13 protein-coding genes are annotated in these 16,578 nt (G+C 34.9%); 9 read left to right on the top strand and 4 right to left on the bottom strand.

The window, feature by feature from the left end:
• Window positions 1-195 precede the first annotated feature (195 nt).
• The 4 genes from floA to B2745_RS02200 all read right to left on the bottom strand — a co-directional run bounded on the left by floA (window position 196) and on the right by B2745_RS02200 (window position 4,124).
• Window positions 196-1,182 (bottom strand): flotillin-like protein FloA, encoded by a 987-nt coding sequence (gene floA / locus B2745_RS02215; protein WP_026903834.1) that lies wholly within the window; start codon window positions 1,180-1,182, stop codon window positions 196-198.
• Between the two features lie 21 nt (window positions 1,183-1,203).
• A complete protein-coding gene (locus tag B2745_RS02210; protein WP_304063106.1) occupies window positions 1,204-1,665 on the bottom strand; it encodes a redoxin domain-containing protein in 462 nt (153 codons plus the stop codon).
• Between the two features lie 97 nt (window positions 1,666-1,762).
• Window positions 1,763-2,683 (bottom strand): SDR family oxidoreductase, encoded by a 921-nt coding sequence (locus tag B2745_RS02205; protein WP_304063103.1) that lies wholly within the window; start codon window positions 2,681-2,683, stop codon window positions 1,763-1,765.
• A gap of 139 nt (window positions 2,684-2,822) precedes the next feature.
• The gene (locus B2745_RS02200; RefSeq protein WP_304063100.1) at window positions 2,823-4,124 is read right to left on the bottom strand and encodes an SGNH/GDSL hydrolase family protein; all 1,302 of its coding nucleotides are present in this window, start codon (window positions 4,122-4,124) and stop codon (window positions 2,823-2,825) included.
• A 365-nt stretch (window positions 4,125-4,489) separates the two neighbouring features.
• On the opposite strand from B2745_RS02200, the gene atpD reads away from it, so the two are divergent.
• The 9 genes from atpD (at window position 4,490) to B2745_RS02155 (ending at window position 16,543) form a co-directional block, all read left to right on the top strand.
• Window positions 4,490-5,998, top strand: coding sequence for a F0F1 ATP synthase subunit beta (gene atpD / locus B2745_RS02195; protein WP_026903838.1), 1,509 nt, complete (start codon window positions 4,490-4,492; stop codon window positions 5,996-5,998).
• Window positions 5,999-6,072: 74 nt separating this feature from the next.
• Entirely contained in the window at window positions 6,073-6,321 is a 249-nt protein-coding gene (gene atpC / locus B2745_RS02190; RefSeq protein WP_304063097.1) for an ATP synthase F1 subunit epsilon, read from the top strand.
• 496 nt (window positions 6,322-6,817) lie between these two features.
• Window positions 6,818-7,696 (top strand): branched-chain amino acid transaminase, encoded by an 879-nt coding sequence (locus B2745_RS02185; protein ID WP_304063094.1) that lies wholly within the window; start codon window positions 6,818-6,820, stop codon window positions 7,694-7,696.
• Window positions 7,696-9,375: a dihydroxy-acid dehydratase gene (ilvD, locus tag B2745_RS02180; protein ID WP_304063091.1), complete on the top strand. Its 1,680-nt coding sequence runs from the start codon at window positions 7,696-7,698 to the stop codon at window positions 9,373-9,375. Before B2745_RS02185 ends, ilvD begins: the two co-directional genes overlap by 1 nt.
• On the top strand, window positions 9,365-11,086 hold the full coding sequence (gene ilvB / locus B2745_RS02175; protein ID WP_304063157.1) for a biosynthetic-type acetolactate synthase large subunit: 1,722 nt from the start codon (window positions 9,365-9,367) through the stop codon (window positions 11,084-11,086). Before ilvD ends, ilvB begins: the two co-directional genes overlap by 11 nt.
• A gap of 19 nt (window positions 11,087-11,105) precedes the next feature.
• Window positions 11,106-11,708, top strand: a complete 603-nt coding sequence (ilvN, locus tag B2745_RS02170; RefSeq protein WP_026903843.1) for an acetolactate synthase small subunit — start codon at window positions 11,106-11,108, stop codon at window positions 11,706-11,708.
• Window positions 11,709-11,847: 139 nt separating this feature from the next.
• On the top strand, window positions 11,848-13,329 hold the full coding sequence (ilvC, locus tag B2745_RS02165) for a ketol-acid reductoisomerase (protein ID WP_304063088.1): 1,482 nt from the start codon (window positions 11,848-11,850) through the stop codon (window positions 13,327-13,329).
• A gap of 137 nt (window positions 13,330-13,466) precedes the next feature.
• The gene (locus B2745_RS02160) at window positions 13,467-14,978 is read left to right on the top strand and encodes an ATP-binding cassette domain-containing protein (protein WP_304063085.1); all 1,512 of its coding nucleotides are present in this window, start codon (window positions 13,467-13,469) and stop codon (window positions 14,976-14,978) included.
• 59 nt (window positions 14,979-15,037) lie between these two features.
• On the top strand, window positions 15,038-16,543 hold the full coding sequence (locus B2745_RS02155) for a 2-isopropylmalate synthase (RefSeq protein ID WP_304063082.1): 1,506 nt from the start codon (window positions 15,038-15,040) through the stop codon (window positions 16,541-16,543).
• Window positions 16,544-16,578: the final 35 nt, after the last annotated feature.

Here is a 16,578-nt window from a genome sequence, read left to right as displayed (position 1 = left end):
TGTAAGTTTTGTTTATCTATCTAAGATATAAAAAACTTAATTTCCCATATTTGGGACTGCAAAAATAGACAATATAGACATTAATGCAAATTTTATTTGAAATAAGGTAGATTAGAATTGCTCAACACAAAAATCTTTAAAAAATAAAAAGCGCTTAATTTTTCACTAAGCGCTTTCTATACAATCAGATAAACATTATTTTTTATCCTTTTTTTGATCTCCACTAGGTCTTGAAATAGATTCTCTCATTTCTGTATCGGCCTGTATATTTTGCATTTTATAATAATCCATAATTCCGAGATTACCACTTCTAAATGCTTCTGCCATGGCTAGCGGTACTTGAGCTTCTGCTTCTATCACCTTAGCTCTTGCATCTTGTGCCTTAGCTTTCATTTCTTGTTCAAAAGCAACTGCAATGGCTCTTCTCTCTTCGGCTTTTGCATTAGCTACTTTTAAATCAGCCTCAGCTTGGTCTGTTTGTAACTTGGCACCAATATTATCACCAATGTCAATATCTGCAATATCAATAGATAAAATTTCAAATGCTGTTCCAGAATCTAAACCTTTAGAAAGTACAACTTTTGATATCTTATCAGGATTTTCTAAAACCTCTTTATGACTAACAGCAGATCCGATGGTAGTTACAATACCTTCGCCTACACGAGCTAAGATAGTTTCTTCACCAGCACCACCAACCAATTGATTAATATTGGCCCTCACTGTTACTCTGGCTTTTGCAATCAACTGTATACCATCTTTAGCAACGGCGGCCACTGGAGGCGTATTGATAACTCTTGGATTTACTGATAATTGTACAGCCTCAAAAACATCTCGCCCTGCTAAATCTATAGCCGTGGCTAGCTTAAAATCTAAAGGAATATTAGCTTTATCTGCTGAAATTAATGCCTTAATAACGTTATTAACATGCCCTCCAGCTAAATAATGTGTTTCTATCTCGTTAGAAGTAATATTTAAACCAGCTTTGGTTGATGTAATCATGGCGTTTACTACTAAAGAAGGAGGTACTCTTCTTAATCGCATTAATACCAAATTAAGTAAGTTAATTCTTACACCCGATAATTGAGCTGTGAACCACAAATTAATCGGCAGAAAATACAAGACAAGTACAAGAGCAATAAAACTCCCAACTATAATAAACACAATGTTTAGAGAACCCTCCATAAGCTGATTTTTTTAATTTAATTATTTGACAATATCGTCAATTGCTTTGAAATTAGGTAAATCTCCGGCAGATTCTAATACTTCTGCATAAATTACCTTCTGGTTTTCATCAATTACAAAAGCAGCTCTTTTAGAAACACCTTTTAAATTAAATACAAATTCATCGTAATAAGCTCCAAATGCCTTAGAAACTTCTTTGTTAAAATCTGATAATAATGGAAATTGATAATTATTGTCTTCTTTAAATTTAGCTAAAGTAAAAGGAGAATCTACTGAAATACCTAATACTTGAGCATTTAAACCTTCGTAAAAACCAAAATTATCTCTCATAGTACATAATTGTGTTGTGCAAACACCTGTAAATGCCATTGGAAAAAAGTGAATAATAACTTTCTTACCTGCAAAATCTTTTAAACTTACTTCTTTAAGCTCAGAATTAAATAAAGTAAAATCTGGTGCTTGTTCTCCTACTTGTAATGCCATAATGTATATTTATTGAATGATTGATTTTTGATTGATTGAATATTTATTTATTGAATGATTGATTTTTGATTGATTGAATTTTAATTGAATTACATCTCTAACTTCCAACAAGTCCTCTTTGTTTCAATTGTTTATCCATAATTTCTAAACCTTCTTTAAAAGAGTGTGGTTGATATCCTAAATCTTTTATAGACTTGTCTAAAATAAATCCGGTTTTTTTTGGTCTTTTAGCTGCCTGGTTTAAAGAATCTGAACTAATAGGTTTGATTAAGCTTTTATCTAAGTTATAAAAGTCTGCCACTTGTTCTACCAGCTCCATAATACTCATCATATCTTTTCCAGAAGCATTATAAATACCTTTAGCACCTTTTTGAGCGGCTAGTAAACAAATTTCTGCTAAATCCTCTGCTAAAGTTGGCATTCTCCATTGGTCGTTAACAATATTGATAGGCGAACCTTTTTCTAATGCTCCCTTTGCCCAAAGTATGATATTACTTCGACTCATATCATTCACAATACCATAAACAATAATGGTTCTTAATATGGTATAATGAATATCAGATTGCATTAAAAGCTGCTCCGCTGCCCATTTAGATTCTCCATAATAAGAAACTGGATTAGCTTTATCTTCCTCCGTATAAGGACCATCCTCACCATCAAAAATAAAATCTGTAGAAAGATGAACCAATTGGATTTGATGTTTCTGGCATGCTTTGATCAGGTAATCTACTGCTGTAACATTAAGCAGCCAACAAAGGGCCTTTTCATTCTCGCAGGTATCTACATTAGTCATTGCAGCTGTATGGATAATCACATCTGGTTTGTACTTAGCTACAACCTCATGGATACTATCTTCATTGGTAATATCCATTTCTGCATAAGTATAACCATCTTTTACAGCATATCTGTTTTGCCCTTTAGATGTAGCAATCAATTCAAAATCTTGCTGAGCTAAAATCCTTTCGGTGAGTTTTTGCCCTAACAAACCATTGCTACCAGTTACTAGAATCTTTTTCATTGCCCGAAAATAGTTCTTTTGCCGGAAAAATCACTTTTAATAACTAAATTTAATCATAACAAAAAAGACAGTGCTTTTACACTGCCTTTTTAGTGGTAAATTACCTCAAAACAACGCTAATCTTTCTGATCTGATTGACTTAGTTGAATTTCAAAAATGTATAATTACTTAATTCTACTTTTGGTAAAGTGGCATTATATTTTGCGTTGATAATATTGATAAGCTCATTAGCTACCACTGCATTACCCATTGGAGTTAAATGTACACCATCCAAAGAAAAAACTTTCCCGCTAATATATGCTGTAGTAAAAGTAACTCCATCTACAGTTATACCAGCTCCTTTAAACTTATTCAGATACTCGTTAGCATCAAAAACAGCCAAATCTTTAGATGCTGCAACTGTTTTTATGGTATTATTATAACTTGTTATGGCAGCTCTAACCGTAGCAACTTCATCTCTATCTAGCACATATCTACTTTCAATTGGATTTGAAGGTGTTAAACCATATAAAGTAGCTCCTCCCATTAAAGATGTGGGAAAATTAAGCACAATTAAATCTTCTGCAGTTGCAACTCTAGCACCAGCACTTGTGGCTATAAAAATGTTTGTAAATGCAGGAACACCAGTCGGTCTGAGAGCATTTACCCCAGCTAAAACTGCCGCCACAGTTACCGTATTAAAAAACGGTATAACAGAAACATCTGGCACAGTTGCTACCACACCTTTTGCTCCTGTAGCTGTTAACCTATTAATTAATTCTGTATACATAGTAGTAAAATCTGCTGTTGGTGTTAACACATCTCCCACTCCGCCACTAGTTGCATATCCTAAAGCATCATTATTACCTAACCAATTGGTAAAGAAGGTAAAAGGTGTTGCTGTAACAAAGTCTAAGTATGTAGTAGTATTGGTTCCAGCATTACCAGGTAGTAATCTCTCAAAATAACCATTAACATTTCCGTAAACATTTAATTTTATGTCTCTTAATTTGATACCCGGTACACCATAATTATTTAAAGGACCGGTATGCTTGGTATATAAAGTTACATTGCCGAACCCAGGTATAGTTGCTGAACCCCTGATACCTAAATTAGTGGTTACAGGAATTAAGTTTGGTGTACCAGTCGGAGTTAAGCCACCATAACGCACATAACCAGAACCATTAGCTTGATTAGCCGGAAATAAAGGTTGAGCAAACTCTCCACCGCCAGCAAGTTTCATTTGCTGAGCTAAAATATTCGGAAAAGAATTTAATTGACCACTTAAGTATAGTCCATTATCAGCAAAGCCAGCCGTAAGTGAGTTTCCTAATGCAATATATCTGGTAAAATCTGCGTTTCCAGAGCTAGGAACAACGGCAGTCTCTTCGTCTTTTGTACAACCTGATGCAACTAAAATTATAGCCGCAAAAGCCCATTTAAATGCGTAATTAAATTTCATTTCAAATTAATTTAAGTTAATTGGTTAAGACAAGATGAGCTTATCTCTCTTTATTATGCAAGCATAACAAATTTTTAGATTCATTCCTATTTTTTTTAAAGAAAAATTTATATCAAGTTTCTGAACAATCATAGCCATTTTAAAAAACTACTTTCAAGAATAAAACCGAAACATATTTCAAAATCAAAAAATAGCAAAATCAACTCATTTTCAATACTTTACATTATAAAATATAAATATGCAAATTCCTTAAAAACATTTTGTATACATATATTTGTATTTTGATGAATAAAAAGTAATTTTGCCCACTCAAAAATTCAATTGATAGGGATTTATATCTCACTGATACATAATTAAATTTCGATATGCCAAACATTGGAAAAATAGCACAAATCATCGGACCAGTTGTAGACGTTAGTTTCTCAGCCGAGGATGCCAAACTGCCGAAAATTTACGATGCTTTAGAAATCCGTAAAGAAAATGGTCAAAAAATCATTTTAGAGGTACAACAGCATTTAGGTGAAGACAGAGTTAGAGCCATTGCGATGGATTCTACAGACGGTTTAGTAAGAGGTATGGATGTTACTGATACCGGAGCTCCTATTAAAATGCCAATAGGCGAGGGTATTAAAGGTCGTGTATTCAATGTTGTGGGTGACGCTATTGACGGTATCGAAGATATTGATAAAGTAAATGGTAAATCTATCCATAATTTACCTCCAAGATTTGAAGATTTATCTACAGAAAATGAAATCTTATTTACAGGTATCAAAGTAATTGACTTACTAGAGCCTTATGCAAAAGGTGGTAAAATTGGTTTATTTGGTGGTGCTGGTGTTGGTAAAACTGTATTAATTCAAGAATTAATTAACAACATTGCGAAGGCTTATGATGGTTTATCAGTATTTGCTGGTGTAGGCGAGCGTACTCGTGAAGGTAATGACCTTTTACGTGAGATGATTGAAGCTGGTATTATCAAATACGGAGATGCGTTTAAACACTCTATGGAAGAAGGTGGTTGGGATTTATCAAAAATTGATAAAGAAGAACTTAAAGATTCTAAGGCAACCTTCGTTTTCGGTCAAATGAACGAGCCTCCTGGTGCTAGAGCTCGTGTAGCTTTATCAGGATTAACCATTGCAGAATACTACCGCGATGGTGAAGGTGATGGACAAGGAAAAGATATCCTTTTCTTTATCGATAACATCTTCCGTTTTACGCAAGCAGGTTCTGAGGTATCAGCGCTATTAGGTCGTATGCCTTCTGCGGTAGGTTACCAACCAACATTAGCAACAGAGATGGGTACTATGCAAGAGCGTATTACTTCAACAAAAAGAGGATCTATTACATCTGTACAAGCGGTTTACGTACCTGCGGATGACTTAACTGACCCTGCTCCGGCTACAACATTTGCCCACTTAGATGCTACAACCGTACTTTCTCGTAAAATTGCTGAGTTAGGTATTTACCCTGCGGTAGATCCATTAGATTCTACTTCAAGAATTTTAACTCCTGTAGTTGTTGGAGAAGAGCACTATGCTTGCGCACAAAGAGTAAAAGAAATCTTACAACGTTATAAAGAATTACAAGATATCATTGCTATTTTAGGTATGGATGAGTTATCTGAAGAAGATAAATTAACCGTAGCTAGAGCAAGAAGAGTACAACGTTTCTTATCTCAACCTTTCCACGTTGCAGAGCAGTTTACCGGCTTAAAAGGTGTTTTAGTTGATATTAAAGATACCATCAAAGGTTTCAATATGATTATGGATGGAGAGGTTGACGAGTATCCTGAAGCAGCATTTAACCTTGTTGGTAGTATAGAAGATGCTATTGAAAAAGGTAAAAAATTATTAGCTGAAGCAAACGCTTAATAAGATGTTAGATAAGATTATTGCGTATGGAGATTAGAACTCTATACGCAATAATCACTACTCAATACTAAAACATGAATTTAGAAATATTAACTCCAGATAAAAAAGTATTTGATGGTGAAGTTACATCAGTAACTGTTCCGGGAACGATGGGTTCTTTTGAAGTACTCAATAACCACGCTCCTATCATCTCAACTTTAGAGAAAGGACAAGTTATCATCAGAACAGCAAGTAAGACAGAAAAGCTTATCATCAACGGCGGTGCAATAGAAGTTATTGATAATAAGATTATTGTTCTTGCAGAAGGAGTAATAGAAAGCTAATTAAAGCTTTTTAAAATGAAAAAACCGATGGCTGAAGTTATCGGTTTTTTTTTGACCAAAATTTTAAATTTTTAAAGCCCATCTTACATTTTAAGAAGATTTAGCTCTCAAAATACAATGCTTGCATAGCAAAAGTTGATTTTGTACTAAATACCATTTTCATTTTTGGTTCAAAAATTATGAAATTTATAATGGTTTGGCGCTTCAAGAGCAAATATTATTCTGTTTCGCATTATTTAATGAAATTATATTTTTTTTAGCTTTTTTAATGCTTTACTCTTGACAATAAATATTACATGCCTTACCTTGAGAAGATTAAAGTTGATAAAAAATAAAGTATAAATATGATTTTAATAGCTATAAACTTAGTCGTTATTTTTTTACCTATTTTACTAGGTACACAGTCTAAGGCATGTTTTAATTAGCTACATAAAATTAAAGATGCCTTCCAATAAAGAAGGCTTTTTTTTTATCATTTAAACCCAATAAAGTAGAAATGAAAACAATTATATACCAAAATGGAGAGTTTTTCCAGGCAGAACATGCCGGTATAGATATTTTCAGCCAGACTGTTCATTACGGTTTTGGAGCTTTTGAGGGTATCAGATCTTATCAAACCAATAATGGTGTAAAACTTTTTAAAGTCCGTGAGCATCTTGAACGCCTTCAGCGCTCTTGTGAAAAAGTAAATATTCCTTTTCACTGGGATATAGAAGAATTGATAGAAGTTTCTTATAAAGTTTTACATAAAAACAGGTTAAAGAACGCTTATTTAAGACCTTTGGTTACTTGTGGAGCTGGTATGGATTTAAAAGTAAATCAGCAATCTGAAATTACCATAATGGCTTGGCATTGGGATTATTATGATGCTCATAAATCATTAAATACTTGCATTTCTAGGTTTGAAAGACCAAATCCAAAATCAGTACCGGTAGATGCAAAACTTACAGGTAATTATATCAATTCTATTTTAGCTACAACAGATGCCGCACAAAATGGATATGATGATGCTATACAGTTAGATGTTAGAGGCTATGTAGCAGAAGCACCCGGTGCAAATATTTTTATAGAGAAAAATGGAAAGCTCTATACTCCAGAAATCTCAGCTTATATTTTACCCGGTATTACAAGAGCAACTATTATTAAAATAGCCAAACAATTGGATATAGAAGTTATAGAAAAGCTTATTTCTGTAGAAGAACTAAAAAACGCAGATAGCGCATTTTTGTGTAGCACAGCAGTTGAAGTTGTTGGAATAGCCTCTTTGGACGATAAAATATATAAAACGCCTTTCAAAGACTCGCTTGGCGCAACCATACAAAGAGCATACAAGAATTTAGTATTAGATAAATTAAGTTTCGAAGTAATAATATAATGGAATTAAATAAGTATAGTAAGACTATTACTCAAGATCAGACACAGCCTGCATCACAAGCAATGCTTTATGGAATTGGCTTAACAAGAGAAGATTTAGCAAAAGCACAAGTAGGTATTGCCAGCATGGGTTATGATGGTAACACTTGTAACATGCACTTAAATGATTTAGCTGATATTGTAAAAAAAGGTGTCTGGAACCATAATCTTGTAGGTTTAAAATTTCATACCATTGGTATTAGTGATGGTATTACTAATGGCACAGATGGGATGCGTTTTTCTTTGGTATCAAGAGATGTTATTGCAGACTCTATAGAAACTGTTTGTGGCGGTCATTACTATGATGCTTTAATAGCTTTACCTGGTTGCGATAAGAACATGCCTGGAGCTATCATTGCCATGGGAAGGTTAAACAGACCATCTATTATGGTTTATGGTGGTACTATCCATTCTGGAAATTATAAAGGACAGTCTTTAAATATCGTATCAGCTTTTGAAGCTTTAGGACAAAAAATTGCAGGAAACCTTAGCGAAGAAGACTACCAAGGTATTATAGAACATTCTTGTCCGGGTGCTGGAGCATGTGGTGGTATGTATACTGCTAATACCATGTCTTCTGCTATAGAAGCATTAGGTATGAGTTTGCCTTACAGTTCATCAAATCCGGCTTTAAGCCAAGAGAAAAAAGATGAATGTTTAGAAGCTGGCAAATTCATCAGGATTTTATTAGAGAAAGATATCAAACCACGTGATATCATGACTCGTAAAGCTTTTCATAACGCTATGGTGGTTATTATGGTGATGGGTGGCTCAACCAATGCTGTTTTACACATGATAGCCATGGCTAGATCTGTAGGTGTAGACCTCAGCATGAAAGATTTCCAAGACATCAGCGATAGCGTACCGGTAATTGCAGATTTAAAACCTAGCGGAAAATACATGATGGAAGATGTTCATGAATTAGGCGGAACACCAGCTATTATGAAATATCTTTTAAAGAAAGGTTTAATCCATGGTGATTGTTTAACCGTTACAGGAAAAACCGTTGCTGAAAACGTTGCCGAAGCTAAAGACCTTGACTTTGATGAGCAGAAAATTATTTTCCCTATAGAAAACCCAATAAAAACTACCGGTCACTTACAAATGCTATATGGCAATATTGCTACTCAAGGTAGTGTTGCTAAAATATCAGGTAAAGAAGGTGAACGTTTCTCTGGACCAGCAAGAGTTTTTAATGGAGAGTCGGCACTTATTGAAGGTATATCATCAGGAAAAGTTAAAGCAGGTGATGTAGTAGTTATCCGTTATGTAGGGCCAAAAGGTGGACCAGGTATGCCAGAAATGTTAAAACCAACTTCTGCCATTTTTGGTGCAGGCTTAGGTTCTTCAGTAGCATTAATTACTGATGGTAGATTTTCTGGAGGTACACATGGTTTTGTAGTAGGTCATATTGTTCCTGAAGCATTTGAAGGTGGTAATATCGCTTTGATTAATGATGATGACATTATTGAAATTGATGCTACTAAAAATACCATTAATGTGATGCTGTCTGATGAAGAATTAGCTACAAGAAAAGCAAAATGGACACAACCAGAGCCTCCGGTAAAAAGCGGGGTATTGTATAAATATTTTAAACTTGTAAAAAATGCAACAGAAGGATGCGTTACTGATGAGTTCTGAAGAAGAGACAGCAATCACTGTAGAACAGCTTAAAGGCTCAGAAATTTTATTAAACGGTTTAATTGCCGAAGGTGTTGATACCATTTTTGGATATCCAGGAGGAGCAATTATGCCTATTTATGATGCTTTATACGATTATCAGGATAGATTAAAACACATTCTGGTTCGCCATGAGCAAGGTGCAACACATGCTGCACAAGGTTATGCCCGTACATCAGGGAAAGTAGGTGTTGTATTTGCCACTAGCGGACCAGGTGCTACCAACTTAATTACGGGTTTAGCTGATGCACAAATTGATAGTACGCCAATGGTATGTATCACTGGACAAGTATTTGCGCATCTTTTAGGAACAGACGCTTTCCAAGAAACTGATGTTATCAATATCACTACACCTGTTACCAAATGGAATTATCAGGTAACTGATGCTTCTGAAATTGCTGAGGTACTAGCAAAAGCATTTCATATTGCTAAAACAGGCAGACCAGGACCAGTACTTATTGATATTACAAAGAATGCACAAATACAATTAACTGCTTACCAAGGTTATAAAAAGTGTAATCATATCAGAAGTTACAGACCAACACCTATAGTTAGAAATAATTATATAGAGCAAGCTGCTGCTTTAATCAATGAAGCTAAAAAACCTTTTGTTTTATTCGGCCAAGGTGTATTATTGGGTAATGCCGAACAAGAGTTTAAAGCTTTTGTTGAGAAAACAGGCATTCCTGCCGCTTGGACAATTTTAGGTGCAGGTGCTATCCCTACAGACCATCCTTTAAATGTTGGGATGTTAGGTATGCATGGTAATTACGGCCCAAATGTTTTAACCAATGAATGCGATGTTTTAATTGCTATTGGGATGCGTTTTGATGACCGTGTTACTGGTCGTTTAGATAAATATGCTAAACAAGCTAAGGTTATCCACTTAGATATTGACCCTGCCGAAATTGACAAAAATGTGAAAGCTCATGTTCCGGTATGGGGAGATTGTAAAGAGACTTTACCTTTATTAACTGCTTTAGTTAAAGAAAACAAACATGAAGAATGGTTAGCTAAGTTTAATAATTATTCTAAAGAAGAGTTTGCTCAGTGTATCGATGCTGAAATTAATCCTCAAAGTGGAGAGTTAACCATGGGCGAGGTGATCAATCAGCTTAACCAATTAACTAACGGAGACGCTATTATCGTAACAGATGTGGGCCAGCACCAAATGGTAGCTTGCCGTTATGCTAAATTTAATCATACCAGAAGTAATATTACCAGCGGTGGTTTAGGCACTATGGGCTTTGCTTTACCGGCAGCTATTGGAGCTAAGTTTGGCGCACCAGAAAAAACCGTAGTAGCTGTTATTGGTGATGGTGGTTTCCAAATGACTTTACAAGAACTAGGTACTATTATGCAAAGTGGTATTGATGTAAAAATCATGATTTTGAATAATCAGTTCTTAGGGATGGTAAGACAATGGCAAGAGCTTTTCCACGATAGAAGATACTCATTTGTTGACATTACCAGTCCGGATTTTGTAGCCCTTGCAAAAAGTTACTACATAGACGGACAAAAAATATCTGAAAGAGCAGAACTAAAAGACGCTTTAAAAACCATGCTTGATCATAAAGGCTCATACCTTTTAGAAGTTATGGTAACTAAAGAAAATAATGTATTCCCTATGGTTCCACAAGGCTGTAGTGTTAGTGAAATCAGGCTTAAGTAAACCTTCAATTTAAAAAATCATGGAATCAAAATTAGAAAAGAAGGAATTTAACATCACTGTTTATACCGAAAACCAGGTTGGTTTACTGAGCAGGATAGCAATTATATTTAGTAGAAGAAAACTGAATATCGAAAGCTTAAACACATCACCTTCTGAGGTAGAAAGTATTCATCGCTTTAACATCGTGATAAACGAAACTGAAGAGGTGGTAAGAAAAGTTGCTCGTCAGCTAGAAAAGCAAGTTGAAGTATTAAAAGTATACTACAATACCAATGAAGATGTTATCTGGCAAGAGCTTGCTCTTTACAAAGTACCAACCGAAATTATTGCAGAGCATGTAAGTGTAGAGCGTTTATTACGTGAATATGGTGCAAGAGCAGTAGTTATCCGTAAAGATTACACCGTTTTTGAAACTACCGGACATAGAGAAGAAACGGATGCTTTAGTGGTAGTATTACAACAATATGGTTTAATAGAATTTGTAAGAAGTGCCCGTGTAGCTATTATAAAAGCTAGCGATGGTTTCCATACCAAACTTAAACAATTTGAAAACCGCGAACCCGGAGAGCCAGCAGCAGAGAATGAATATCTAAATAATGGCGATAAGGTGTTTACGATGTAGTTTAAAGTCGGCAGACCGAGGTCAGAAGACTAAAGTCATAAGCATTAAGTAAAAAATAGAAACAATAAACAAACATATATAAAGAACGAACTTGGTACAGTCTGCGGACTTCCAACTTCGGACATAAAAACAAAAAACAATGGCAAATTATTTTAATACTTTACCTCTTAGAGAAAAACTAAACCAATTAGGCGTTTGCGAATTCATGGATAATGCTGAGTTTGCAGATGGTGTAAATGCTTTAAAAGGGAAAAAGATTGTAGTTGTAGGTTGCGGCGCACAAGGCTTAAACCAAGGCTTAAATTTAAGAGATAGCGGCTTAGATGTAAGTTATACATTACGTAAAGAAGCAATTGAAAGCAAACGTGACTCTTGGAAAAACGCTACAGAAAACAACTTTAAAGTTGGTACTTATGAAGAGTTAATCCCTTCTGCAGATGTAGTGGTTAACCTTACACCAGACAAGCAACATACTGCGGTTGTTAATGCAATTATGCCATTAATGAAACAAGGTTCTACCCTATTGTATTCTCACGGTTTTAATATTGTAGAAGAAGGCATGCAAATCCGTAAAGATATTACCGTTATTATGGTTGCGCCAAAATGCCCTGGTAGCGAGGTTAGAGCAGAATATGTAAGAGGTTTTGGTGTACCTACCCTAATTGCTGTACACCCAGAAAATGATCCAGAAGGAAAAGGTTTAGCACAAGCAAAAGCTTATTGCGTAGGTACTGGTGGCCACAGAGCTGGTGTATTAAAATCATCTTTTGTTGCGGAGGTAAAATCTGATTTAATGGGCGAGCAAACTATTCTTTGTGGTTTGTTACAAACTGGCTCTATCCTTTCTTTCGATAAAATGATTGAAAAAGGTATTGATGCTGGTTACGCTTCTAAATTGGTACAATATGGTGTTGAAGTTATCACTGAGGCTTTAAAACATGGTGGCGTTTCTGGTATGATGGATCGTTTAAGCAATGTTGCTAAAGTTAAGGCTTTTGAAGTTTCAGAAGAATTAAAAGACATTATGCGTCCTTTATTCCAAAAGCATCAAGATGATATTATGAGTGGCGAGTTTAGCCGTATCATGATGGAAGATTGGGCTAACGGCGATAAAAACTTATTAGCTTGGAGAGCAGAAACAGGTGAAACTGCTTTTGAAAAAACTCCAGCTGGAGATGTTAAAATTGGCGAGCAAGAGTACTTTGATAATTACTTATTAATGGTTGCTTTTGTTAGAGCCGGTGTTGAGTTAGCTTTTGAAACTATGGTTGAGGCTGGTATTAAACCAGAATCTGCTTACTACGAGTCTTTACACGAAACTCCACTTATTGCAAATACCATCGCTCGTAAAAAATTATTTGAGATGAACCGTGTAATTTCTGATACTGCTGAGTATGGTTGCTATTTGTTTGACCAAGCTTGTAAGCCTTTATTAGCTGATTTCATGAAGAAAGTTAATACAGACTTAGTAGGTAAAAACTTCAATGAAGGTAAAGATGGTTCTGTAGATAACAGAAGATTGGTAGAAATCAATGAAATTTTACGTAGCCACCAAGTAGAAGTTGTAGGTGTAAAATTGCGTAAAGCAATGACAGCTATGAAAGCTATTAAAACAGCTTAATAAAAAGCCTCACCCTAACCCTCTCCAAAGCAGAGGGAATAAAATGAGTGCTAAATATTAATTAATTTAAAAAAGTTGAATTTTATTCTGTCCACAAGTCCCCTCTCCGAAAGAGAGGGGATTTAATGGTGAAATTTATGTCACAACCAGTCGTCCATATCCAAAATTTAAACTTGCAATACCAGCAATCTCTGGTGTTACAGGATTTGAATTGGACTATCCTTTCTGGAGAAAACTGGTTATTAGATGGAGAAAGCGGTAACGGCAAAACATCCTTAGCAAAAGTGATAGCTGGCTTATTAGCCGCATCTGGCAATATTAAAATCAATTTTAACGATACAAATAAGCTAACTGCAAAAGTTTTGTTGGTAGAAAGCTGGTATCAGTTTAAAAATTTAGAAGGAGTTGCTAATTTTTATTATCAGCAACGCTATACCAGCCAACAAGCAAAAGAAACTTTAACTGTAAAAGCAGAACTTGCTTATTACGCTAAAGAAAATCATTTAAGTATTGATGATGTTGAACCAATCTTAGAAATTTTCAATTTTTCATCTCTACAAAACTCGCAACTTATAGAGCTTTCTAGCGGCGAGCATAAGAAATTACAACTGGTTAAGGCTTTATGGTTAAAACCTCAAGTACTTATTTTAGATCAGCCTTATACAGGATTAGATTTTAAATCAAGAAAAAGCTTAAACCTTCTTTTAGATGAAGCTGCATCGGCAGGTGTAACTTTAATCTTAATCAGTAATGATGATGATTTACCATCGTCAATCAACCGTTTTGCTACCATTGTAAACAAAAAATTGGTAACCGTAAATACGAAAATTGATTTACAGCAATTCATCCCCCAAAGGGAAAACAAAACCATACCAACTTTTTTAAGAACATCGCCAGTTTATAGCTCACAGCAAATAGCTAAAATGGAAAATATCCAAATTAGTTATGGTGATAAAAAAGTATTAAAAAATGTTAGCTGGGAAGTTAAAGCTGGCGAAAAATGGTTATTGCAAGGACATAATGGTTCGGGTAAATCAACCTTATTAAGTTTAATAAACGGAGATCATCCTCAATCTTATGCCAATACCTTATACTTATTTGGTAATAAAAGAGGTAGCGGAGAAAGCATTTGGGATATTAAACAACATATTGGTCTAATTTCTCCAGAGTTTCATTGGTATTTTGATGCGTCAGCAACTGTATGGGAAAGCGTTGCTTCTGGTCTTTATGATTCGGTAGGTTTATTTAGACAACTCCCCTATTCTAAAAGTATTTTGGTAGATGAACTAGTTGAATATTTCGGTTTAACCGAAGAAAAAAATAGACTTTTAAACACCTTACCCTTAGGCGCACAAAGATTGGTTTTATTGGCAAGAACCATCATTAAAAACCCAGAATTATTAATTCTGGATGAGCCATGCCAAGGTTTAGATAAACAACAAACGCAACATTTTAACCAATTGGTTGATGAGCTTTGCAGTAATGGTATGACTTTAATTTATGTTGGTCATTTTGAATCGCAATTACCCAACTGCTTAGAAAAAAAGATTGTTCTAGATAACGGAGAAGTTATCTTGATAGAAAAAATAGATAAAGAAAGTAAAAAACACAAGGCTTCAGATGCGCTGAGCTTTGCGTTATCGATATAAAAAGAGAATAAAAAAATTCATTTCATCTTGTATAAGATAAATGAAGCTAACAAAAGAATATGTTACACGACCCGAATAGAATTTACATTTTCGACACCACTTTGAGAGACGGTGAACAGGTACCTGGCTGTCAATTAACAACATCAGAAAAAATAGAGATTGCAAAAGAGCTAGAAATCTTAGGTGTTGATGTTATTGAGGCTGGTTTCCCTATTTCAAGTCCGGGAGACTTCCAAAGCGTTGTAGAATTATCTAAAGCAGTAAGAGAGCCTATTATTTGTGCTTTAACTAGAGCTAATACAAAAGATATTGATGCTGCTGTAGAATCTTTAAAGCATGCCAAAAGACCAAGAATACATACTGGAATTGGTGCATCAGACATGCACATCAAATACAAATTTAACAGTACCCGCGAGGATATTCTGGAACGTGGTGTTGCTGCTGTAAAATATGCAAAGAAATTTGTTGAAGATATTGAGTTTTATGCAGAAGATGCCGGAAGAGCAGATGTAGTTTTTCTTGCCCAAATGATAGAGGCTGTAATAGCAGCAGGTGCTACAGTAGTAAACATCCCAGACACTAATGGTTATTGTTTACCAGACCAGTACGGCTCTAAAATTCGTTTCCTAAAAGAGAATGTTAAGAATATAGACCAAGCTATAATTTCTGTACACTGCCATAACGATTTAGGTTTGGCAACAGCAAATTCTATTGCCGGCATCCAAAACGGTGCTCGCCAAGTAGAATGTACCATTAATGGTATTGGCGAAAGAGCGGGTAACACTTCATTAGAAGAAGTTGCTATGATATTAAAAACCCACCAATTAGGATATTATACCCATATCAATAGCAAAAAATTCTACGAATTAAGCGGAATGGTTAGCCGTATGATGCGTATGCCAGTACAGCCAAACAAAGCTATTGTTGGTAAAAATGCGTTTGCACATAGTTCGGGTATTCATCAAGATGGTGTTTTAAAATTCAGAGAGAATTATGAAATCATCAATCCTGAGGATGTAGGTATAGACCAATCAGAGATTATTTTAACAGCAAGAAGTGGTAGGCATGCGCTTAAACACCATTTAGAGCGTTTAGGATATTTAATTGAAAAAATAAACTTAGATGAAGTTTACGAGCGTTTCTTAGTACTTGCTGATAGTAAAAAAGAAATCAAAGATGATGACTTATTATTATTAATGGGCGATGGTACCGAGCGTAATTATAAAGATGGTATCACCATTAAATTATTACAGGTAATGTGTGGCGACCCTCTAATTCCTACCGCTATGGTAAAGCTAGAAATTCATGAAAAAGTGTATGAAGCTGTAGCATCAGGAAATGGCCCGGTAGACGCTACCATAAAAGCTATGGATAGCATCATTAAAAAAGAAGTTACTTTAAAAGAGTTTCATATTGATGCTATACATGGTGGAAGTAATGATGTTAGTAAAGTAAATATGAGAGTTAAATATGGCGATAAATACTATGCAGGTTACGGTTTCAGTTCTGATATCGTAAAAGCATCTGCAAATGCTTATTTAGATGCTATAAATAAATTTATATAAAATTTAAATTTGCCTTATTGCAATTATTGATAAGG

It is taken from the genome of Pedobacter glucosidilyticus (genome assembly GCF_002483235.1).
Taxonomy (GTDB): domain Bacteria; phylum Bacteroidota; class Bacteroidia; order Sphingobacteriales; family Sphingobacteriaceae; genus Pseudopedobacter; species Pseudopedobacter glucosidilyticum_B.
The sequence above is the reverse complement of the archived record's forward strand: the minus strand, read 5'-3'. Positions and strand labels throughout refer to the sequence as shown.

Bases quoted from the DNA above. Each gene is read 5' to 3' on its own strand.
- floA (WP_026903834.1), bottom strand. From the start codon at position 1,182: ATGGAGGGTTCTCTAAACATTGTGTTTATTATAGTTGGGAGTTTTATT.
- B2745_RS02210 (WP_304063106.1), bottom strand. From the start codon at position 1,665: ATGGCATTACAAGTAGGAGAACAAGCACCAGATTTTACTTTATTTAAT.
- B2745_RS02205 (WP_304063103.1), bottom strand. From the start codon at position 2,683: ATGAAAAAGATTCTAGTAACTGGTAGCAATGGTTTGTTAGGGCAAAAA.
- B2745_RS02200 (WP_304063100.1), bottom strand. From the start codon at position 4,124: ATGAAATTTAATTACGCATTTAAATGGGCTTTTGCGGCTATAATTTTA.
- atpD (WP_026903838.1), top strand. From the start codon at position 4,490: ATGCCAAACATTGGAAAAATAGCACAAATCATCGGACCAGTTGTAGAC.
- atpC (WP_304063097.1), top strand. From the start codon at position 6,073: ATGAATTTAGAAATATTAACTCCAGATAAAAAAGTATTTGATGGTGAA.
- B2745_RS02185 (WP_304063094.1), top strand. From the start codon at position 6,818: ATGAAAACAATTATATACCAAAATGGAGAGTTTTTCCAGGCAGAACAT.
- ilvD (WP_304063091.1), top strand. From the start codon at position 7,696: ATGGAATTAAATAAGTATAGTAAGACTATTACTCAAGATCAGACACAG.
- ilvB (WP_304063157.1), top strand. From the start codon at position 9,365: ATGAGTTCTGAAGAAGAGACAGCAATCACTGTAGAACAGCTTAAAGGC.
- ilvN (WP_026903843.1), top strand. From the start codon at position 11,106: ATGGAATCAAAATTAGAAAAGAAGGAATTTAACATCACTGTTTATACC.
- ilvC (WP_304063088.1), top strand. From the start codon at position 11,848: ATGGCAAATTATTTTAATACTTTACCTCTTAGAGAAAAACTAAACCAA.
- B2745_RS02160 (WP_304063085.1), top strand. From the start codon at position 13,467: ATGTCACAACCAGTCGTCCATATCCAAAATTTAAACTTGCAATACCAG.
- B2745_RS02155 (WP_304063082.1), top strand. From the start codon at position 15,038: ATGTTACACGACCCGAATAGAATTTACATTTTCGACACCACTTTGAGA.